The sequence below is a fragment of the Desulfosporosinus lacus DSM 15449 genome (assembly GCF_900129935.1).
Lineage (GTDB): Bacteria > Bacillota > Desulfitobacteriia > Desulfitobacteriales > Desulfitobacteriaceae > Desulfosporosinus > Desulfosporosinus lacus.
Map to the genome: position 1 here is coordinate 22,204 of NZ_FQXJ01000008.1, position 22,117 is coordinate 44,320.

21 protein-coding genes are annotated in these 22,117 nt (G+C 39.8%); 15 read left to right on the top strand and 6 right to left on the bottom strand.

Translation table 11 applies throughout. The features are described from left to right. Positions 1-37: 37 nt before the first annotated feature. Positions 38-343: a hypothetical protein gene (locus tag BUB11_RS12250; protein ID WP_073030051.1), complete on the bottom strand. Its 306-nt coding sequence runs from the start codon at positions 341-343 to the stop codon at positions 38-40. Between the two features lie 196 nt (positions 344-539). Here BUB11_RS12250 and BUB11_RS12255 point away from each other — a divergent pair, with 196 nt between their 5' ends. After that, complete coding sequence (locus BUB11_RS12255; protein WP_073030052.1) at positions 540-731, top strand: hypothetical protein; 192 nt, start codon at positions 540-542, stop codon at positions 729-731. Positions 732-814: 83 nt separating this feature from the next. On the opposite strand, the gene BUB11_RS12260 is transcribed toward BUB11_RS12255, so the two are convergent. The 3 genes from BUB11_RS12260 to BUB11_RS27805 all read right to left on the bottom strand — a co-directional run bounded on the left by BUB11_RS12260 (position 815) and on the right by BUB11_RS27805 (position 2,927). Further along, a complete protein-coding gene (locus BUB11_RS12260) occupies positions 815-2,434 on the bottom strand; it encodes an N-acyl-D-amino-acid deacylase family protein (RefSeq protein ID WP_073030053.1) in 1,620 nt (539 codons plus the stop codon). A gap of 1 nt (position 2,435) precedes the next feature. Then, positions 2,436-2,564, bottom strand: coding sequence for a hypothetical protein (locus BUB11_RS28790; RefSeq protein ID WP_282434001.1), 129 nt, complete (start codon positions 2,562-2,564; stop codon positions 2,436-2,438). 189 nt (positions 2,565-2,753) lie between these two features. Further along, positions 2,754-2,927: a hypothetical protein gene (locus BUB11_RS27805; RefSeq protein ID WP_200797911.1), complete on the bottom strand. Its 174-nt coding sequence runs from the start codon at positions 2,925-2,927 to the stop codon at positions 2,754-2,756. A gap of 298 nt (positions 2,928-3,225) precedes the next feature. Here BUB11_RS27805 and BUB11_RS12265 point away from each other — a divergent pair, with 298 nt between their 5' ends. The 14 genes from BUB11_RS12265 (at position 3,226) to BUB11_RS12330 (ending at position 19,904) form a co-directional block, all read left to right on the top strand. Next, positions 3,226-4,068 carry an MBL fold metallo-hydrolase gene (locus BUB11_RS12265; RefSeq protein WP_073030054.1) on the top strand — a complete coding sequence of 281 codons (843 nt, stop codon included), beginning with the start codon at positions 3,226-3,228 and terminating at the stop codon, positions 4,066-4,068. A gap of 239 nt (positions 4,069-4,307) precedes the next feature. Further along, positions 4,308-5,810 (top strand): 3' terminal RNA ribose 2'-O-methyltransferase Hen1, encoded by a 1,503-nt coding sequence (locus BUB11_RS12270; protein WP_073030055.1) that lies wholly within the window; start codon positions 4,308-4,310, stop codon positions 5,808-5,810. Beyond that, complete coding sequence (locus BUB11_RS12275; RefSeq protein WP_073030056.1) at positions 5,807-8,413, top strand: polynucleotide kinase-phosphatase; 2,607 nt, start codon at positions 5,807-5,809, stop codon at positions 8,411-8,413. The genes BUB11_RS12270 and BUB11_RS12275 overlap by 4 nt, the downstream gene beginning before the upstream one ends. A gap of 120 nt (positions 8,414-8,533) precedes the next feature. Beyond that, positions 8,534-9,733 (top strand): saccharopine dehydrogenase family protein, encoded by a 1,200-nt coding sequence (locus tag BUB11_RS12280; RefSeq protein ID WP_073030057.1) that lies wholly within the window; start codon positions 8,534-8,536, stop codon positions 9,731-9,733. 16 nt (positions 9,734-9,749) lie between these two features. Continuing rightward, entirely contained in the window at positions 9,750-10,883 is a 1,134-nt protein-coding gene (gene nspC, locus BUB11_RS12285; RefSeq protein ID WP_200797912.1) for a carboxynorspermidine decarboxylase, read from the top strand. Positions 10,884-10,926: 43 nt separating this feature from the next. Next, complete coding sequence (locus BUB11_RS12290) at positions 10,927-11,169, top strand: hypothetical protein (protein ID WP_073030059.1); 243 nt, start codon at positions 10,927-10,929, stop codon at positions 11,167-11,169. A 355-nt stretch (positions 11,170-11,524) separates the two neighbouring features. Then, a complete protein-coding gene (gene gap / locus BUB11_RS12295) occupies positions 11,525-12,535 on the top strand; it encodes a type I glyceraldehyde-3-phosphate dehydrogenase (protein WP_073030060.1) in 1,011 nt (336 codons plus the stop codon). A gap of 18 nt (positions 12,536-12,553) precedes the next feature. Then, positions 12,554-14,290 (top strand): pyruvate kinase, encoded by a 1,737-nt coding sequence (pyk, locus tag BUB11_RS12300; RefSeq protein WP_073030061.1) that lies wholly within the window; start codon positions 12,554-12,556, stop codon positions 14,288-14,290. A gap of 254 nt (positions 14,291-14,544) precedes the next feature. After that, positions 14,545-15,612 carry a dual-specificity RNA methyltransferase RlmN gene (gene rlmN, locus BUB11_RS12305; protein ID WP_073030062.1) on the top strand — a complete coding sequence of 356 codons (1,068 nt, stop codon included), beginning with the start codon at positions 14,545-14,547 and terminating at the stop codon, positions 15,610-15,612. 106 nt (positions 15,613-15,718) lie between these two features. Then, positions 15,719-16,750: a threonine aldolase family protein gene (locus tag BUB11_RS12310; protein ID WP_073030063.1), complete on the top strand. Its 1,032-nt coding sequence runs from the start codon at positions 15,719-15,721 to the stop codon at positions 16,748-16,750. Between the two features lie 189 nt (positions 16,751-16,939). Then, the gene (locus BUB11_RS12315; RefSeq protein ID WP_073030064.1) at positions 16,940-17,218 is read left to right on the top strand and encodes an autorepressor SdpR family transcription factor; all 279 of its coding nucleotides are present in this window, start codon (positions 16,940-16,942) and stop codon (positions 17,216-17,218) included. Continuing rightward, the gene (locus tag BUB11_RS12320; RefSeq protein ID WP_073030065.1) at positions 17,208-17,855 is read left to right on the top strand and encodes an SdpI family protein; all 648 of its coding nucleotides are present in this window, start codon (positions 17,208-17,210) and stop codon (positions 17,853-17,855) included. The genes BUB11_RS12315 and BUB11_RS12320 overlap by 11 nt, the downstream gene beginning before the upstream one ends. A gap of 177 nt (positions 17,856-18,032) precedes the next feature. Then, on the top strand, positions 18,033-19,406 hold the full coding sequence (locus BUB11_RS12325) for a C4-dicarboxylate ABC transporter (protein ID WP_073030066.1): 1,374 nt from the start codon (positions 18,033-18,035) through the stop codon (positions 19,404-19,406). Between the two features lie 141 nt (positions 19,407-19,547). Further along, positions 19,548-19,904, top strand: a complete 357-nt coding sequence (locus BUB11_RS12330) for a hypothetical protein (RefSeq protein WP_073030067.1) — start codon at positions 19,548-19,550, stop codon at positions 19,902-19,904. A gap of 688 nt (positions 19,905-20,592) precedes the next feature. Here the strand turns inward: BUB11_RS12330 and BUB11_RS12335 are convergent. Then, a complete protein-coding gene (locus BUB11_RS12335; RefSeq protein ID WP_073030068.1) occupies positions 20,593-21,135 on the bottom strand; it encodes a hypothetical protein in 543 nt (180 codons plus the stop codon). 18 nt (positions 21,136-21,153) lie between these two features. Further along, positions 21,154-21,771 carry a hypothetical protein gene (locus BUB11_RS12340; protein ID WP_073030069.1) on the bottom strand — a complete coding sequence of 206 codons (618 nt, stop codon included), beginning with the start codon at positions 21,769-21,771 and terminating at the stop codon, positions 21,154-21,156. Between the last annotated feature and the right edge of the window lie 346 nt (positions 21,772-22,117).

Sequence of the window (22,117 nt, forward strand, 5' to 3'; positions counted from 1 at the left end):
CATAATCAGTTTAAGAGAGTGAGAAGACTTCGAAACATTAGTTAATGACATTAATCTTACGACCTGTTGGAAGATAAATCATCTGTGAAATAGCAGCATTGGGGATAGCGTTGTCTAATGCTTCCAATTTATTGTTATCTGAATCGCAGCCATCGAAAGTATTGGTTCCTTGATCATTGCTAGTAGTTTCTTCAAGTAATTCAACTTCGCTAAGCTCATTTTCTTTTCCAGAGGATCCAATTTGAAGTTTTTCACCATTCTGATAGAACACGATGATTTTCTCAATTGTGCTATCATTTGTCAGTGCTTCATTGAGTGTTTCTAGAAGTTCTTCTTTGTACATGTTTTTGCATCCTTCCTAAAACAAATTTGACCGGAACAGAGTAGGGCAACACTCCTACTTTGCAGAGAGCCTCACGATTGGATGAAAGTCCCTTTAAGCAGGTCAATAAAAGTCTTGTGTATTATATGAAAACTTTTATAAATAGGTACCGCAGGAATGAAGAATCCCTGGAAGTATTTGATGGAGGGCGGAGTGTTTGAAACTAAAGGTTGAAGAAAGAGAAGAATCATGTTCAATTGTAAGTAAAATTGTAAAGTTGAAGATTTACCGCAGGGTAATAGAAAGTACCGTCCTTCAAGAGGGGGAAATCGTTAGTTACGATTGTGGCTCATCAAGTTCAAATTGTGAGACAAGATGTCATTATCGTCTCTTAATGGATGACTATTAATCTTGTAGTCCTTCGAAATTTTGACAGCCAGGAAACCCCAGTAAAACATCTTTTAAGGGTGGATGGACAAAGAAGCTCACTTCTTACATATTTGTAAGTTTACCGGCATTTGTTTTAAGAACTTTACCATTGGCGAGTACGATTTGCCCGTTGATTAATGTATAGTTAATCCCTAAGGGATCCAGGGATGGTTTATTATAGTTTTCTGGGGCATTAATTATTTCGGGGTCAAAAATTACTAAATCCGCTATATACCCAGTTTTTATAAAGCCTCTGTTTCTTAAGTTTAACCTTTGCGCTGGATCCCCTGTAATTCTCTTAACTCCTTCTTCCCAAGTCATTGTATTCTTATCGCGAACGTATTCTCCCAAAAACTTAGGGTATGTGCCGAATAAACGGGGATGCGGTTTACCAGTCGGAATACCATCAGAGCCGATTTGACATAGTGGGTGTTTGAGCAAAGCGATAATATCTTCTTCAGCAAAAAGATTCTGTAACACCATTGAACAACGACAGTCCTCGCTAATTAAGAGATCGGCAATTGAATCAATGATTTCGCTGACAAGCCTGGAATGTTCCAAGCCGGTTTTTGAAACTATTTGAGGTGCGGTTTGACCTTCCGCCCATTTATTTTTGGGGTTACTGACAGAGCTAATCATGATATTTGGCCATCCCACCATGCCCACAAAGTTATCCCATCCCGGATAATCCGGTCCCTGATCGCTGAGGTCTTTTTTTAGTTTAGCACGAAGTTGCGGGTCCTTTAATCTGCGTACGATTTCACTACTGCCGCCTTCTTTGGCCCAAGGGGGAAGAATCTGAGACAAGAGTGTACTGCCAGCTGTATAGGGGTGTTCATCAAAGGTTACATCAACCCCTTCGCTTCTCGAATTTTCGATCATCGTAATTAATTCTTCAGCAGTTATACCATAATCTCGATTTGCGTAAGAACGCATATGGGAAATCTGCAACTTCACTCCAGATTCCTTCGCTACAGTCAGAGCTTCTGCCATTCCTTCACGAACTTGGCGAGAGTGGCTGCGTATATGAATCATCATGATGCCTTGATAGGCTGCGACGACAGAACTAAGGGCAATAAGTTCTTGTTTAGATGCAAACATCCCTGGTAAATATGCTAGTCCATAGGATATCCCTAAAGCTCCATGAGACATAGCATCCTCAACAATTTTGCTCATACCAGAGATTTCATTTTCTGTAGGTAAGACATTGTTCAAACCTAAAACTTGTGCTCGAACTGCTCCATGACCGATCAAAGCTGCTGTGTTGTTAGGTTTTTCTGCTCGATCCAGTTCACGTAAAAACATAGAAAAATCTGGCCAATTCCAAGTCAATGGCCCTGAGCCTAAGATAGGGGTCAGATAACTGCGCCAATCTGACATCCTTTCGAGATGTGGAGCTGAACCCAAACCGCACTGTCCAATAATTTCTGTGGTTACGCCTTGTCTAATCCTGCTTTCTCGTACTGAACCGGACATGAATGGGAGTAAGTCGCAATGGCTATGGACATCGATAAACCCTGGAGTTACCATTTTGTTAGTTGCATCTATAACAATATTGGCTTCTTCGGACAGTTCCGGTGCTATTTCCACAATCCTTGCATCAATAATACCAATATTGCTTAGACGAGGAGGGGCGCCAGTTCCATCAACAACCAAACCGCCTTTGATGACTGTATCAAACATCTTAACAGACCCTTTCGCTATTATTTAAGACAGGGTTTTTAATTTCCATCTCTGCTTCCGGAATCACACCCGCCGTAATCACCTGCAGAATAATCACTTTCAGTATAGTTAAGTCCATCAGATGATACATGAAAATTGGAATGTGAGCTTGATCTATGAAAATTGTCTAGGAAATTACTAAATCCCATTTGTTAAAGCACTGACTAGAAAAACCCCCTTACATAAGACACAGAAAATGAACCAATATGTGGTTCTTTTTTGAGTCTGCTGCAAGGGGATTAACTGTATTGACGGGTTTTTTTAAATAAATGATCAATTACTACTCGGCCTTTTTAAAAATCGACCAAGGTGTATCAACGGCTTTACCATCTTCCAACATTTTTTGAACAGTTCCGGGAGTATAGAAACCAGCTTTTTCTGTTTTGAATAGGCACTCTTCTAAGGATATTTCTTCCCAAGTATCTTCGCCTTTTAATTGAGTTAAAAATTTCATATAACTAATCCTCCGTTTATGAATTTTAAAGACAACCCTAATTATAGCAGGAAATAGCTCTCAAGTGAACTACTCCCCTTACACTTCGTGAGTAAAGATAACACTGCCATCGCGGAAGGATGTGGGTTTCCGGTAAGCCCACAATGTATGTAACATTGCATCTCATTGGAGTTACTGAAAATTAAAATGGTTATCCAATGATTTTAAGCAGGATAAGGGTTGCAGATACGGAATTTGTTATAGAACTTAAAATTAGTTAGATTTTAAAAAAATCATTAACAAAAGGAGGTTTCTGCCAGTGAGAAAGTTACAAGTAACAATCTTGGTAGAAAACACAGTGGGAGTTTCGGTGGGGATCTTAGCCGAGTGGGGGTTGTCTATGCTCTTGGATTTTGGGGATGAGAAGATTTTATTCGATGCCGGGGAGCAAGGCAATCTTATCAATAACGCCCAGATTCTGGGATATGATCTGCGACATATTGAGCGCATAATCCTAAGCCATGGACATTATGATCACACGGGCGGACTTTTTAAACTCCTGCAATATAGAGGGGCAATCCCAGTCTATGCTCATCCGGATTTGTTTGCAGGACACTTTGGCAAGGGAGGGGAAGGGCAAGCAAATAGATATATTGGTGTACCCCACTGTCTTAAACTGCTAGAGAGTGCAGGAGCCGAGTTTCACTGGCACAGAAAACCGTTTGAATTGAGGCCGGGACTTTGGCTAAGTGGGGAAATCCCGCGAGAAACACCCTTCGAACATATAGAGGATCAGTTGATTGAGATAAAGGGAGAGAATGCAGTTCATGATAGAATTAAGGATGATCTAAGTCTTTTTTATGTAACAGACAGAGGGTTAATCATACTGCTCGGTTGTGCTCACTCTGGATTAGTAAATATCGTAGAACATGCGAAGAGGGTAACTAATGAGAACAAAGTAAGAGCAATTATCGGCGGGACTCATCTTGGCCGGGCTTCTCTCGATCAACAGCTAAAAACGATAGACTATCTTCGAGGACTTGATTTAGAGTGTTTAGCGCCTAATCACTGTACAGGATTAGGCGTTTTAAGTAAGCTGGTGACAGAATTTCCTAGCGCTTTCAAATGGGCCATGGCAGGCAGTACGTTGGATTTTAAATAGAGGTAAGTGTCTGTCTTCACTAATAAGGAACTGAGGTGTGTTGTACTTCTAAGTGAGACGCTCTCGTTAATTTGGGGGCTCATGGGATGACGATGATCTGTCTTGGATAAATTAAATTGGGATTAGACATTGAGGATTAGTTGAGAGAAATGACATTAATTTTATCCCTTTTGAAGTTTTGTGCGCTCATTTGGGCATAACTAGACAAATTCGGCTAAGTTGATAAGGAGTTTTTTTACATGCAGTTAGCAATTAAGGCTTCAGGGGAAGGGGCCAAAGCCTTATCGTTTCTCCTGGCAAAGAACCCACAGAATTTATATGATAGGACTGAAAAAGGCTATCGTGTTCGTTTAACCTATACGGTTTTCGCGGCAACAGAAGTGGAAGTGGTCTTGTTTGTTACACCTGATCCGGTTGAACTGGTTAAAAACAGTCCGGACGCTTTCAAGATCACGCAATATATAAACGACCGGGAATTTGTTGTGAGCAGTTTGTTTTGTTCGTATGTCCGTTCGGCTTTAGGGACAGCCCTTAATGGACGGACTTTAGAGGAATATCTCCCTTGGGTAAACCATCCTTTTAAACTTAATTTATGTTTTGGACCGCTTGCTTCAGATATGTCGGATTCCGTCGTAAGAAGGCTTTTCGAGCCGTTAGCTTACGATGTCAATATTGAATATGGACAAACGGGTTATCAATTTAAACTGAAAGATAAAAGTTCTGCGAGATTTCTTAACCTTCAGGGTGAAGTCACTCTTCAAAATGCTTTAAAGCATTTGTATGTACTTATTCCGGCACTGGACAATTATAAGCATTATTTCATGGATGAACGGGAAATAGAGAAACTTCAACGCTATGGAGAAGGGTGGTTGGCGGAACATCCGCTCAACGAAGTGATTATCAAGCGTTCGTTGAGGTTTAGAGAACTCATTGATAAAGTGCCTCCTGAATTAAAGAGCAAAACTTCTGAGTATTTTAACTCAGACACTATATATGAAACCCTAGCACAGGGTTCCAATGAATCTGTAGAATCATTACAAGAACAAGAACAAGAACCACAGAGGGAAGAACAAAATCCGGAAATATCATGGAAACCAGAGGAGCCCCAAATAAATGATGCAAAACCTGTAGTAACTCTGAACGAACAGCGTTACCAAGCTATAGTAAAGATTATTGAAAGATTACCTTCGAAAGAGACAATCGTTGATTTCGGTGCGGGAGAAGGAAAATTATCCGTGCGTTTGGGTAATATTCCGCAGGTTCAGGAAATTCTGGCAGTGGAGCCAACGGAAAAATTACTGCTCAGAGCCATTAAGCGTTTTGCTCAAGCAAGTCTCCAGGATGGTTATGTTTCTCCCATCCCGCTCTGGGGTTCCTTTTATTATTATGATGAGAGAATGCGGAATAAAGATGTCATGATTCTGGGGGAGGTAATCGAACATATAGACGAGTATCGGTTACCCAGGGTCATGGAAACGATTTTTGGAAGTTATCAGCCTAAGACTCTGATTATGACGACTCCTAATGTTGAATATAACCGAATTTACGAAATGCAAGAAGAGGTGCGCCATAAAGATCATCGATTTGAATGGACCCGGGCTGAATTTGCACAGTGGAGTAACAAGTGGGCAAGCCAATACTATTATATGGTTGACATTGATGGAATTGGGCTAGAAGTCGAGGGAGTGGGTCATCCAACTCAGATCGCTATTTTCACTAGACAGGTGGGGTTAGAAAAATGAGTCAACAGATTGCACTTCCCCATGCAGGAATTGTCTTGCTGGTGGGACCGTCAAATAGCGGGAAAACAACATTGCTAAATCAACTCGTAGAACGAGAAGTATTATTGCGGTCGGAAATAGTGAGCTCGGATCAGTTCCGGGTTTTAGTTTCAGACACGGATTATATAGATTTAAAAAAACATTCTAAGGATGAACAGGAAGTACTTTATGCAAAGTATCAACAGATTTCTCAGAGTGCCTTTGAAGCAATGAGTGCGCTTATCAATACTCGCTGTGCCTTAGGTAAACTAACAGTGGTTGATGCTACTCATCTCTGGCCTGAAGATCGAAAAAACTATATTATTTTAGCCTCTAAGAATCACGTATCGGCTATGGCTATTGTCTTAGATTTACCGGAAAAGATACTCTTGGACCGGGATGATCAGCGAGAGCTCCCCAGAGGACGAAATCGGATTAAACAGCAGGTCCGGAATTTTAAAAATAACCTTCGTTCCTTAAAAACGGAGGGCTTCTCAACCGTAAATATTTTAAATGAGCGCCAACTTGAACAAAGTACTTTTATACGCCTCTCAAACCCTTTAGTAAAAGAGGCAGGAGCGGGTCTTGATTTTATTGGAGACATTCACGGTTGTTATGATGAGTTTTTGGAGTTGCTGGATAAGCTCGGCTATAACCAAAATGAAGAGGGTATGTATGTTCATCCCGAAGGTCGTAAACTTGTTTCTGTAGGAGATGTTTTAGGACGAGGACCGAAGAGTATTGATTGTATAAATTTTTTTCGGAATCATGTGGAGCAGGATCTTGCTTACATGGTGGATAGCAATCATGGTTGGAAGATTGCACGTTGGCTTTCGGGTCGTAAGGTCGAACTGACTCATGGGGACGAAAAGGTCGCAGCGGAATTTGAACAGTATGAACATAATCAGGGAAAAGAGGCAACAGATCGTTTCAAAGAACAGGTCAAGAATTTCCTCCTCGCTGCCCCCTCCAATCTCGTGTTTAGCAAAAATGGAGTCGAGGGGATTGTAGCCACCCATGCTGGGATTAGGGATACATATATCGGAAAGCAATCAAATGCAATTAGTGATTTTTGCCGCTATGGAGATACTGATGGGGTGCATGAGGATGGCAAGCCGATTCGTAAGGACTGGTTTGCTGAACATCAATCAGGAGAGATAATTATTTGGGGGCATGATCCAAACCCTCAACCGCTGGTTGTTAATAACACGATCAATATTGATCAAGGTGTCGTTTTTGGCGGCAGATTAACCGCCTATCGCTATCCGAAAAAGGCATTTGTGTGGGTAGATGCACACAAGGATTACGCAGAAGACCCGGAGAGTCTTTTGCAGAAATGGAAAAAAGAACGCTTTAGTCCTCCGAATATCCAGAGTTTTCTCAGCGGATACTCCGTTAACACTGAGGACTATGGAGAAATAAGAATTAAGGAAGAATATGTTAAATCCTCGATTGAAGAAGTATCCCACTATACAGTACCGATAGAAGAACTAGTCTATATTCCCCCGACCATGAGCCCGGCACCAGAACCTTCACCGCTTGAGGATTATCTGGAACATCCTAAAGAAGCTTTTGAGTATTACCGAAATCAAAATGTAACCAAAATGATCGTAGAGAAGAAGCATATGGGAAGTCGGGCAATCCTTCTCCTATTTAAGGATGAAGAATCTGCAGTGAATTATGTGGGAAGTCCTACTCTTGGAACCATCTATACAAGGACTGGCAGACCATTTTTTGATCAGGCTATGACCCGGATGATTGTGAGGCAACTTAACGATGATTTAACAAGCGCTGAGTACTTTGCTAAGCATAAAACAGATTTTATTTTGCTCGATGCGGAAGTTTTGCCTTGGAATTTAAAGGCTAAAGAACTAATCAGTGCTCAGTACGCTCATGTATCTGAAGTTGCGTTAATGGATCGCAGAAAAATCTTGGAAAAACTGGAGCAAGCTCAAGAAAAAGGTTGGGATGTAGGTTCGTGGATAGAAGAATTTAAGCTTAAATTGGGAAATGCTAAAGTTTTTAGAGAAGTGTTTCAAAAGTACTGTTGGGATACTCAGGGGATTGAAGGAATAAAAATTGCGCCGTTTCATATTCTCGCCCAAAGTGAACAAACGTTTTTTGACCAATCTCATATTTGGCATATGGAAGAGACCAGAGAACTCGCCAGGCTGTCTGATTTATTCATAGAAACGGAGTTTAAAGTTGTTACGGATGAGGCCTCTGAGCAAGAGGCTATTCGTTGGTGGCAGGAAATTACAGAAGATGGCCATGAAGGATTTGTGGTTAAGCCTGAGACTTATATTACTAGAAATAACAAAGGTCGAATAATTCAACCTGCCATTAAGGTCAGAGGGAGAAAATACCTCCATATTATTTATGGTATGGATTACTTGGAACCTGAGAATCTGACCCGTTTAAAAAACCGTAATGTTAGCCGCAAGCAACGCCATGCCTTAATGGAATTTGCCTTGGGAATTGAAGGGGTCAAGCGTTTTGTCAGAACAGAGTCGGCAGCCCGAATACATGAATGCGTTTTAGCAACATTAGCCTTAGAGGCTGAACCAGTGGACCCCAGGTTATAGATGCCTGCGATTTTTGGGATATAAAAAAGTTACAACTCATTTTGTTGGTTTTAATTGATTATTTAGAGAGGTTTATGTATAATTTGCATTGTTGTAAAAGTGATTGGAGGGTGCTGAAAAATGGGAAAAGCTTTAATTATCGGTGCTGGAGGAGTTGCCAGTGTTGCTATTCATAAATGTTGCCAGAATCCGGATGTTTTTGAAGAGATTTGCATCGCCAGCAGAACTGTCGAAAAATGTGAAGCGATCAAAAACAAATTGGCAGGAAGCCGCACAATAATACATACAGCTCAGCTCGATGCGGATAGTACGGATATGGTCATAGATTTGATTAAGAGTTTTAAACCTGATATTGTCATGAACCTTGCGCTCCCCTATCAGGATTTGACAATTATGGATGCTTGCTTGGCTACAGGTGTGGATTATCTAGATACGGCGAATTATGAGCCGCCTGATATCGCTAAGTTTGAATACAAATGGCAGTGGGCTTATCGTGAAAAATTTGCTCAAGCAGGGGTAACTGCTTTGCTGGGAAGCGGATTTGACCCTGGGGTTACCGGCATCTTCTGCGCCTATGCCCAAAAGCATTATTTTGATGAAATCCATTCCATTGATATTGTTGATGCCAACGCAGGGGATCATGGATATCCCTTCGCTACAAATTTTAACCCTGAAATTAATATTCGAGAAATAACTGCCAACGGAAGGTACTATGAAAATGGTTCATGGGTTGAAACTGACCCTCTTTCTATGAAGAAGGTTTATGATCTCCCAGAGATTGGGCCAAAGAGCATTTATCTAATGTATCATGAAGAATTAGAGTCCTTAGCTCTTAATATAAAGGGAATTAAGCGGATAAGATTTTGGATGACTTTTTCGGACAATTATCTCAACCATTTACGTGTCCTAGAAAATGTTGGAATGACCTCAATTGAGCCCATCGATTTTGAGGGGCAACAGATTATTCCTTTACAGTTTTTAAAGGCTGTTCTTCCAGATCCAGCATCCCTCGGTCCTAGAACTAAGGGGAAAACTAATATCGGTTGCATTATACAAGGGATTAAAGATGGCAAACCTAGAACTTATTACGTTTATAATGTTTGTGATCATCAAGAGTGTTATGCTGAGGTTGGATCCCAGGCCATTTCGTATACAACAGGGGTTCCGGCCATGATTGGAGCAATGTTAATGCTCAAAGGCATATGGAAGAAACCTGGTGTATTCAATGTCGAAGAATTTGATCCCGATCCATTTATGGAAGCGTTAAATAAGTGCGGTCTGCCGTGGCAGGAAAATTTCTCGCCAACTCTGCTAGATTGAGGTGGATTAATTGGACATTGACATCACTGAGTTACCGACACCGTGTTATCTTGTGGATGAGAGACTTTTTTTAAAGAATCTAGAAATACTGAATTCTATCCAACAACGTACGGGATGCAAGGTTCTTCTTGCCTTAAAAGGATTTTCGATGTATTCGATATTTCCTCTTGTAAGCAAATATCTTAAAGGTGTAACCGCTAGCTCCTTATTTGAGGCTAGACTGGGTTATGAAGAGATGGGGAAAGAAGTTCATATTTATGCGCCAGCCTATATTGAAGAAGAATTCGATAAAATTCTCAACTATTGTGATCATATTACCTTTAATTCTTTTGATCAATGGAATAGATTTAAAGAGAAGGTTAAAAGTATTAAATCTAAGACAATTAGCTGTGGGATTCGCATCAACCCAGAATATTCAGAGATAGCTACCCCTATTTATGACCCTTGCTATCAGTATTCAAGGCTTGGTGTGACTTTAGCAAATTTCCGACCCGAAGAATTGGAAGGGGTCGAAGGACTTCATTTCCATACAATGTGTGAGCAGAACTCAGATACCCTTGAACGCACAATTCGTGTGGTCGATGAAAAGTTCGGAGAATATATTAAAAAAATGAAATGGCTTAATTTTGGTGGAGGGCATCATATCACCAGACCCGATTACGATATTGAAACCTTAGTGCGTTCAATAAAGTATTTTCAGGACAAATATGGGGTGGATATCTACTTGGAACCAGGTGAAGCTGTTGCTTTAAATACCGGATATTTAGTGGCTAAAGTCCTAGATATAGTGGATAATGCTATGAAAATTGCCATTTTGGATACTTCCGCAGCTTGTCATATGCCCGATGTACTTGAAATGCCTTACAGGCCTAATATCATCGAGAGCGGCAAGGCAGGTGAGTATGCTCACACCTATAGGCTTGGGGGGCTTACTTGTCTTGCTGGAGATATTATTGGTGATTATTCCTTCAGAGAGCCTTTAAAACCAGGTGACAGGCTTGTATTTTGTGACATGGCCCACTATACTATGGTGAAGAATAATATGTTCAATGGAGTGAATCTCCCGTCTATTGCACTTTTTAACAAAGAAGAAGGCATTAAAGTCATTAGACAATTTGGCTATGAAGATTTTAAAACCCGTCTTTCCTAAGGAATAGGTTGCTATAATATTCAACCTGCTGGTGAGGTATTGTATGAATGAATTAGCTGATTATAAAAGGACAAGTATTAAAAAGAAATATGGGCAGGATTTTCCAGAAGGGATTTTAGATGTAATTGAGACGGATTATCCAGAAAGATATTCTTTAATGTTAGAAGGCCGAACCAGTATAACAACTTTATTTTCCTCGGAAGAATGGATAAATATATTCGCAAAGTCGAGAAATTCTTTCAGAAGTCATATCCAACGAATTAATTTAACTAGAAAATATTCGTGACAAGGAAATCAAGTTGAAATCGGTTAATCAGATTCTTCATTCATAGTTTAATGCCATCATAGTTTCATCAGCAATTATTAGCTTTAGTTGACTGCGTTCTTTTCTAGGTTCAGGCTGTGTTCAGGCACAGTCTGAATTTTTGTCTAATAGGTTCCGTGGAATCTGCTTATAAAGGAAAATTGCCGGGGCCAAGGCTTTAAAAGTATTGCGAGAAGAGACAAAGAGATTAAGCATACTTCGGACCAGTAAAAAATGGTCCTTTAAAAAGCAAAAATTCCGTTTTTAAAGCAGGAATTTGTCTGTCTGTACAGAATTATATAATGTTGTATACTTGCATATTTAGAGGAGGTTAACCATGAGTTTCCGCGTAGCAATTACAGGTTTTGGTCGAATTGGTCGACTTACACTTCGTGCCGCCCTAAACCAGTCTCTGCCCTTCGAAGTGGTGGCAATTAATGATATGGGAAGTCCCGATATGTTAGCCCATTTGCTCAAGTATGATTCAGTTCACGGAACTCTTCCGAATAAAGTGGAAGTTGATGGAAGTGCACTGGTTATTGATGGAAAGCGAATTGAGATTGTTGCTGACAGAAATCCTCTGAATTTACCTTGGAGTAAACTCGGAGTAGACATCGTGATTGAGTGTACCGGTAAATTCAAGAAACGTGATGACGCAGCCCAACATATTACCGCTGGAGCTAAAAAGGTTCTTATCTCCTCTCCGGCCAAAGACGAAGATATTACGATTGTCATGGGGGTTAATGATAATAAATATGATCCCTTAAAGCACCATGTAATTTCAAATGGGTCCTGTACAACCAACTGTCTGGCACCTGTTGCTAAAGTCCTAGTTGATTCGTTTGGGATTGAACTAGGAATGATGACTACAATCCATTCAGTTACCAATGATCAACGGACTGTGGACGTAAAGCATAAAGATTGGCGCCGGTCCAGGGCCGCTTATCAATCTATGATTCCGACAACCACGGGAGCTGCCAAAGCAGTTACTCTTGTTATACCGGAATTAACAGGGAAAATGAATGGACTTTCGGTTCGAGTTCCTACTCCGAATGTGTCCTTAGTCGATTTCGTGGCCACTTTAACAAACCCTGCCACCAAAGAAGAAGTCAATAATGCTTTGCGCGATGCGGCAAACGGTTCGATGAATGGATATCTCGAATACACAGAATTACCCCTTGTTTCACATGACTTTAACGGTAATCAGGCCAGCTCAATCGTAGATGGTTTATCAACTATGATGCTGGGAGATCGCATGGTTAAAGTGTTGGCTTGGTACGACAATGAATGGGGCTACTCCTGTCGTATTGTCGATTTAGTGAAGCTTATTGCTACAGCAGGGGTGTAAGTTAGGAGGAAACGTACCATGAGAAGGACAAAAATTGTCTGTACTATCGGTCCGGCAAGTGAGTCCAGGGAAAAGGTTCAAGCTCTTCTAGCTGCAGGCATGGACGTTGCGCGTCTCAATTTTTCACACGGAACCCACGAAGAACATGGCCACAGAATAGCAATTCTTAAAGAGGAAGCTGTAAAAGCAGGAAAACATTTGGGTATTCTGCTTGATACCAAAGGACCAGAAATACGTACGGGAAAGGTTCCTGAGGACGGTGTAATTCTTGAGAATGGGTCAGAGTTTATTCTGGATACAGATCTAGGCAGACTTGGTAATCAGCAACGAGTTGGAATAACTTATCTTGACTTGTGGCGTAAAGTTAACCCAGGCAGTCGTATTCTCATTGATGATGGTCAAATTGAGTTAGAAGTTACTGCTGTGAATAAGGAAATTATTAATACTATTATTCTCAATGGTGGAATTCTAAAGTCTCAAAAAGGGGTAAATATTCCAAGCGCGCTAATTGATTTACCAGCTGTCACAGAAAGAGATATAGAAGATATTCGCTTTGGTATCTCCCAAGGAATTGATTTTATTGCCGCATCGTTTACACGTAAGGCCTTGAATGTTTTAGATGTGCGCAGAGTTGTGGAAGAAATGGGTGCGGATGTACATATTATAGCCAAGATTGAAAGCCGAGAAGGGCTGGATAACTTGGACTCAATTCTTGAAGTTGCTGATGGTCTCATGGTAGCACGCGGCGACCTTGGGGTGGAAATCCCTGTAGAGGAAGTCCCTATTAGGCAAAAGGAAATGATTCTTAAGTGCAATCTATTGGGGAAGCCTGTCATTGTGGCAACTCAGATGTTAGATTCAATGATACGCCAGCCAAGACCCACACGAGCAGAGGCCAGTGATGTTGCCAATGCCATCCTGGATGGTACGGATGCCATTATGTTATCTGGCGAAACAGCAGCGGGTCTATATCCCATAGAATCAGTTCAAATGATGGACAGAATATCTAAGCGCACTGAACTGACTTGTTTGGACAATCAAGCCTCTCGCCATCCCCAAGTCAACGTAGCTGAGGCTATTAGTTTTGCAAGTTTTACCATAGCAAAAGACTTACAAGCTACTGCCATTCTTACACCGACCCATTCAGGATTAACAGCACGCATGATTTCGAAGTATCGCCCCATTTCCTTGATTGTGGCAGCTACTCCATTTCCTGCAACCGCAAGAAAATTAGCTTTGCAATGGGGTGTCCTGCCTATCGTTGTCCCTCAGAGTTCAGGGACGGATGAGATGGTTTCAGTGGCCGTGAATACATCTTTAAATAAAAGCTACATTAAGTCTGGTGATGTAGTGGTCATTACAGCAGGTGTTCCAATTGGTAAGGTTGGCTCCACGAATATGATCAAAGTTCAAATTATGGGAAATATTTTATCTAAGGGTATCGGAATTGGGCGCAAGTCCTATTCAGGCTTCGCGCGAAGAGTCCAAATGCCGGGCAAGGATTCTTTTAACGATGGTGATATTCTTATCGCAGAGTCAACCGATGCTAGTTTTGTACCCTTAATTGCTCGCGCTGGAGCATTAGTCGTAGAAGAAGGCGGTTTGACATCACATGCAGCGATAGTAGCAGTACAGTTCGGTATTCCAACGATTGTTGGTGCGGTAGATGCTTTCTCCAAGGTATTTGATGGCCAGTCTTTAACGGTTGATGCCCTGACAGGCTTAATGTATGAGGGTTCCGTGAGTATATTATAGAGACATAGAGACATGGGATTGTGAAAATAGAAGGGTAGCAGAGCTATCCTTCTATTTTGTTAATGGGTTATCGTATCAGACATTGAATCAAAACCGATCCTAAATTCTTACAATTGTAGCTGTGATTTAGTAGATATGATATAATTTACGATATGATACGCTCGTAGACAAATTCCAAAAAATTAAATGCCAGAGACTTGATCAAAATGTTAAAGGCTCTGGCATTGTTATACAAGGTTTAAGAGAGGTTAACAATGAAAATTGAATCCATTTATGGATTGACATTAGAACAACTGATTGAATGGCTTAAGGAATATGGTCATAAGAAGTCTCGCGCTTTAAAAGTCTGGGATTGGCTTTATAGGAAGCGGGTAACCAATTTTTCTGCGATGACAGATATCAATCAAGAGTGCCTGCAATTATTAGCTGATCATTTTGTCTTTAGATCATTAAGTGAACATGTAAAACAAGAATCAATGGATGGAACGATTAAGTTTTTGTTTAAATTAGAGGATGATAATCTGATTGAAACAGTTTTAATGAGACATAAATTTGGTTTATCCGTTTGTGTCACAACTCAGGTAGGGTGTAACATTGGATGCAGTTTTTGTGCAAGTGGTTTATTGATGAAACAACGGGATTTATCCAGTGGTGAAATCGTCGAACAAATTATGAAAGTTCAACAATATTTGGATAGTGTTAATAAAGGCGGAACGGTGAGTCACGTTGTGGTGATGGGGATTGGCGAGCCTTTTGATAATTATGTAAATCTAGTTGACGCTATACGTATTATTATAGATCACAAAGGATTAGCTGTTCCGGGCAGACATATCACAGTATCGACCAGCGGCTTGGCAGACAAGATATATGATTTTGCCGATAGCGATTTGAAGGTAAACCTTGCGATTTCGTTACACGCACCAACAAACGAATTGCGGACACAGATCATGAAAATCAATCGTGTCTTTCCCATCGAAAAAGTAATTCAGGCGGTTGAATACTATCTAAAAAAGACGAAGCGCAGAATTACTTTGGAATATATTCTAATTAAGGATTTGAATGACCATCGAGAGCAAGCCCTAGCACTTGCATTCTTAATAGAAAATATGCGACATCTCATTAATATAAATTTAATTCCTTATAATCCAGTGGATGAACACCATCAATATCAAAGAAGCAACCATGAAACGATGTTGGCTTTTTATGATGTTTTGAAAAAACACGGCATCAACTGCAGTATTCGTCTTGAACACGGCAGAGATATCGATGCAGCTTGCGGACAGTTAAGAAGTAAACAAATCTTTGCAAGTCAAGAAAATTAGGAGTTTTCAAGGTGACCCCAAATAGCAGGCAGACTTTTTGAAGAACACAGTATTGAGTCATAGCTGGTACTTAGCAACAAATGATAAAAGGAGAATTTGCAAAATAATGTATAGTTTTAAGGACGATTATAGTGAAGGCGCACACCCAAGGATATTGAATGCTTTAATAGAAACAAACCTCTTGCAGATGAAAGGGTATGGAGAGGATGATTATACTAGACAAGCAATTGATTTGATGAAAAAAAGGATCAAGCATAACGACATTGATATCCATCTTTTCTCCGGAGGAACCCAAACAAACCTAACTGTTATTGCGGCCTTTTTAAGGCCGCATGAGGCGGTTATTGCAGCTAATACTGGTCATATCCTTGTTCATGAGACTGGAGCCATCGAAGCCACGGGGCACAAAATCCTCTCTTGCGAAGTTAGTGACGGGAAGCTTGACCCTGCTTGTATAAAATCCGTCTTGAATACCCACACTGACGAACATATGGTGAAACCAAAATTGGTTTATATCTCCAATCCCACTGAAATCGGTTCAATTTACACGAAAGCTGAACTAGAACAGTTAAGCCAGTTTTGTACGAGCAATAACCTGTTTTTATATCTGGATGGTGCGCGCTTAGGCTCAGCGTTATGTTCAGAAGAGAATGATCTAAATCTTTATGATTTGGGCACATTGGTCGATGCTTTTTACATTGGTGGAACCAAAAATGGTGCCCTGATGGGCGAGGCACTCGTGATCTGCCGAGAGTCACTAAAAGAAGATTTTCGGTTTTATATTAAGCAAAGAGGGGGACTGCTTGCCAAAGGCAGAGTTCTTGGTATACAGTTTTTAGAGCTTTTCAGAGATGACCTTTATTTCGATCTGGCGAAACACGCTAATGAAATGGCCCGGTTGCTAAAAAATGAGTTTAGTCGAGCAGGTTGCAAGTTTTTGACTCACTCAACGTCCAATCAGATTTTCCCGATCTTGCCTAATTGGTTGATCTCAAAGCTTCAGGAAAATTATTCATTTTATGTTTGGGCAGGAATTGATGACGATCACTCAGCGATCCGCCTCGTAACCTCTTGGGCCACAAGTGAAGATGCGGTTTTAACTTTTATCGGAGATATGAAGAATGCCATTAGATCATGAATATGAAATTTTATCTAGACGATAACGAACTAATATAATCGCTAATTGTGACAAATTGTAACATATAAAGATAACGGGTATATCGCAAACAAGATACATTTAGAAATCCATCTAAATGTATCTTGTTTTTTTTGTGTTAATAGAGTAAAATTACATTTAGATAGACATCTAAATGAAGGGGGGATCGACATGGGGTTTCAAGAATCCTTAAAGGCAATGTCAGATAAGACTCGACGAGAAATATTAAATTTGCTTAAGGATGGGGATATGACTGCAGGGGATATTGCTGCTCATTTTTCTATGACCCAGGCAACCGTGTCGCACCATCTTTCGGTCTTAAAGGGCGGGGGACTAGTAACGGATCGCCGGGACGGTAAATACATTTTCTACGAGTTAAACACTTCAGTCATTGAAGAGATTATGGCGTGGTTGATAGAGCTGAAAGGAGTCGATAAAAATGAAAAATGAAAAAGTCCTTATGAAATTAATGTGGGCGATTGCCTTGTTGCCTGTGCTTATTACGTTATTCGTTTTTAGTGGGTTGCCACCCGAGATTCCTATGCATTGGAACATTCATGGCGAGATTGATGCATGGTATCCAAAATTCCCCTGGGCCTTTATGCCCCCGGTTATTGGCATAGTGATCACAATTCTGGCCACTGTGTTGCCTAAAATTGATCCTAAGAAAGAAAACTACGATAGATTCAAGCGGCAATACTTTATTATTCGATTAATTCTAGTTGCGTTTTTTGCAGTCTTACAAATGGTTATCATATCCATCAGTATGGGTGCTGCTTTTATTAAAGTAGATACAATCATCAAACTCATGATAGGTATTCTTTTCATAGTCCTCGGTAATTTAATGCCAAAGTTTAAGCAGAATTATTTTGTGGGCATAAAAACGCCTTGGACGCTTAACAATGAGGCCGTATGGGCAAAAACACACCGTCATGGGGGTTTTGTGTGGTTTGTTGCAGGGTTCATTATGAGTGTCCTGGCATTTCTGCCGGGTATTGGAAGTGCTGTTGTTTATTTTACTGTGATACTAATTGCGTCAATTGAGCCAATCCTATTTTCGTGGCTTCAGTATCGAAAACAAAGGTAATCTGTCTATAAACAAAACCAAGTGGAAACAAGGGAGGCCGGTGTACGTTTCAGAGGCGTTAACACTGGCCCCCCTTGTTTGTTTCCTTTATACTCATGCTGATAAGTCTTTGTGAAGAATATGCTATAATAGGATATAGTTGAGAAATATCCTTAGGTAGAAGCAAGGGGTTTGGTTATGAAGGGTCTGTTTAATCGTATTCGCAGCGTACTCACTCTGGGCATAGCGATTATTTTTCTGGTTAATCTTTTTATTAAATCGAATTTGATTAATGATTGTAATCTCATTCTGATGCTTATTGTGGTTGGGCTGAGTTTTATAGTAGTTTCGGGTACTACTTTGATTATTGGCGGTTTGTTGTTTGGATTGAGCATAATTCTTTTTCTCTTCTATCATGCTCCTTTAAGCGTATGGCAACAAGCATTGCAAGAAAATATATACTTGGTTGTGATGTTCACTTTAGTGCCGCTATTAGGCATTCCTATTAGGCATGGAGGGTATTTTGAGGCATTACAAGGGGTATTTCGACGTTATGTTTATAGTAGCAGTCGTTTTTATTTGCTAGTAAGCTTTGTTTCTGCTTTTGTAGGTGTTTTAGTTAATTTGGCGGTGGTTCCACTCGTGCTTCAGATAAGTGAGGCCAGCAGTATAAGTTCTAATAAAAAGCTGTTAAGCTCAGCTATCCTGCGTGGATTTGCGACGTGCACTATATGGGCGCCTACGACAGCGGCGATTGCTCTGATTGTACAATTAAGCGGAGCAAGTTGGATTTTGTTTTTTCCTTACGCCATTTTATTTGGTGTTATGTCCGGTTTAGTTGGTTATTTTATGACGATGTATGAAGAAAAAAGAGCCGGTAAACCGTTTGCTTCCATTGTCGAGGAGCCTGATCTGGAATTTGACGTGGGAAAGATTGTTGAATTAAGTATTTTTAGCATAATTTTGATTTCTGCTATTGCCGTTGTATCACTGCTAACTGGGATGCATACAGTCATTGTTGTTTCTTTGGCGGCCTTAATATACCCTGTTATTTGGCTGGGAATAATAGGGCGTTTGAGGATTCTAATGAGGGACTTCAAATGCTATTTTAATGAAAGTCTGCCAAAACTGCAAAATGAAATTATTCTCTTTGTAGGTGCCGGACTATTTGCTACTAGCATTAATTACTCCCACTTAGGAAATTATATTTCAGTTATTTTATCCAAATTCGTCGGTCAAAACGCTTTATTGCTGGCTATTGTAATTATTATTGCTATTCTTATGCTGTCTGCTTTAGGTATTCACCCTATCATACCGGTGACTATTATTGGAGGGACGGTCAAAGCCGCTGCCTATGGTGTGACTCCGACTTATCTAGCCCTAATTTTGGCCATTAGTTGGGCGATGGGAATTTCGATTTCGCCTTCTTCTGCTACTGTTATTGCATTGTCAGGACTGACAGGTCAGTCGCCTATTTATGTAGGACCCCGTTGGAACGGATTATATGTCTTAATTGCCTCTGGGGTAATGCTAACCACCTTGACTATTATTCGATTAATGGGGTGGGTATAATGAACTCCTCGTATTTTAAATATTTTATAGGCTCACACCCCCTTAAAAAAGAACTTGAGTTCGTATTAATATATTAAAATGGGACTGTGAAATGAGCCCAAATACATACGCATTGGTAGCATAGTGCGGGGGGAGAAAATTGTGAAAGGTTTATTATCGGGTAATGCAAATGTAGCCATGATGAGTGACTTTGAAGAAACGAGAGAATTTTGCCTAGTTCCGTACCAGGTGACGTTCGCGTCTTTAAATAAGGTGAAATTTTATCGCGACTTTAACCTAGGCCAAAACAGTAATATTATCTCTTATTTAGAGAAGGAAGCTCAACTGACGATTTCGAAGCTTAAAGAATCTTTGCTTTTTCGCAAGGGCATTATTGAGAAGGTAACATCTGATATTAATAAATCGGACCAAATTATCTATTTTGATATCCTACTTGCTCCAGAGACGACTCGAACTTCTTTCATCGAACTCTTAGGATACTTAAATGATAATTTGTAAAACGTGGTTCTGCCATGATAACAAAAGACGGACGTTATTTAGCGTCCGTTAATCTTTGTTCTTCATAAGGCCAAAGCCAAGTACCAAAGAAAACCAAGAATCCCCAAAAAAACCTTACTGCACGCATATTTAATCCTCCTTACAACCGAATGTAGTGTGATAATTCTGATATTTATAACACTATATTCAGAATATCCCGATAAAGAGCGTTTGTCAATTTATAAAAGAAATAATGTTTACAATAGCTAAATGTAATTGCCAAGATGCAGGCAATTACATCAATTTTTAGATGATATTGTGCAATATCGAAATCTCTAGAGAGGCAGATAAAAAGGGTCAGAGTGTTGAAGTATATCACACCAAAACAATCTTACGAATCACGGTACGACATAAAAAATTGCTTTAAAAAACTAACCTTAGTCAACACGAGTTACACAAACATTTAAATAAAAATTAGGGGGAACAAAAATGAGTATGTTTTGTTATCAATGTAAAGCATATGTTTACTCATGTAAAAAATGGTAAACAGTAAACCAATAAACCCTATAATAATGCGGCTTCCCGCCGTTTATATATCAACATAAAAAAGACCCCACTATACAAGTCGCGGGGTCTTCGTCTATTGTTAGTTTTAATTTTGTTAATTTCCTCTTTTTTAGGATGTAAACAAACTAGCAATCCTAAAATCCTATCGGTATGAAAATACCAATAACGGTACTCCCGATGTAGCGTCAACTACTACATTATATTCACCTTTTTGATATCCTGCGGGTACAGAACTATCTTGTGTTTCAGATGACTTTGTACCAATGGGACTATGAACAGGGATTAGCATATTTTCGTAAGAAATAATGTAAACGGGTAAATGGTCAATCAATTTTTTTGCATTTAAAACCGGATTCTTCTCCAGAGCTTCCTGAGAAAATGCGTTAAACTTAGGGACTGTTAACACTTGATATTCTACAGTGTAATCAGTTTTGCCTTTTAACCCTGGATAAGTTACGCTTGCGTTTCTTATAGCCACATCGGGCGATATTACCGCCGGTAGGGCAGGCACATTAAATTCATAACCTATTTTACTTAAAGAAGCTAGATTTTGGCTTGTTACTGGTTTAACGCCAAGTAAATAAGTGGTATTGGCACTGCTATTTCTTGGTTTAATTAAACTAATAGTACCCACTAGGGATAGGGTAATCACGATAACAATACTAACTTTAATGAATTTTATCACATTTAAAACCTCCTTAAATTAGTTTCGGGTATCCCAATAATTAAACGATGCATTTGGATTGCCAACAATATAACTACCTTTATATAGAACACCAAATGAGGATTGTTCTGCCCAATTTAGGACTGGGCTAAGAGTCCAAACTTTTGTATCACCATTTTTATATGCAGAATAAATATTCCACATATATAATCCATTGCTGGTAGAACCGGCAAATCGTGCCAAGTCAACATTCGATACTTCACCTGAGTATTCGGTAATTGAACCCCAAAAACCTGCAGGATAACTGGCAATCGTAGTATTGTCTACAGTTCCATAGTAGGTGTTTGTTTCATCTAAGAGCTTATTATATGTGTGAGATGAACCAACTGCAGGGCCAACAGCACTGAAAACGGTGTAAGGTTGAGCGAGAGATGGGTCATTATATTGGAAAAAGTAATAAGTTCCATTTAGGGTTTGACCATAGAAAGGCCAATAGGTAATCGGATAAAAGGGAGTATTAATAGTAGCTTGTGCGTTCCAGGCTGTCGCCCCTACATTACTTGTAGCACCAGTGTGTGGGCCAGCATAGACATTACTACCTAATATGCCTATTAGCATAATAAATGATAACATTAAGATCTGTATAGTTTTTTTCATTTAATCATCTCCAGATTTAAAATTTCCAAGGATACTCCTTCTAAGTTACTCATTTACACAGCAAAGTCCACTATTTTTTCTATATGAAGTTTTTTAGCCACATTTCTCAGCCACTGTTACTAAGAAATGTATCCTTTTATACTTTAGATGTTAAGTTATTCCAAGATTGTTCGGGGCATAGGAGCGAAGGTAGAAGTTTGGACGTTCAACGAGGCAAGTCGAAAGTTATTAGTATGAACACAACAAATCAAACGAACCAAGGCGCAGGGAAATATCCAAGGCGTCAAATATAAATGAAGGAGTTGTTATATATTGTTTTCAAAAACAAGCAAACGATTAATAATAC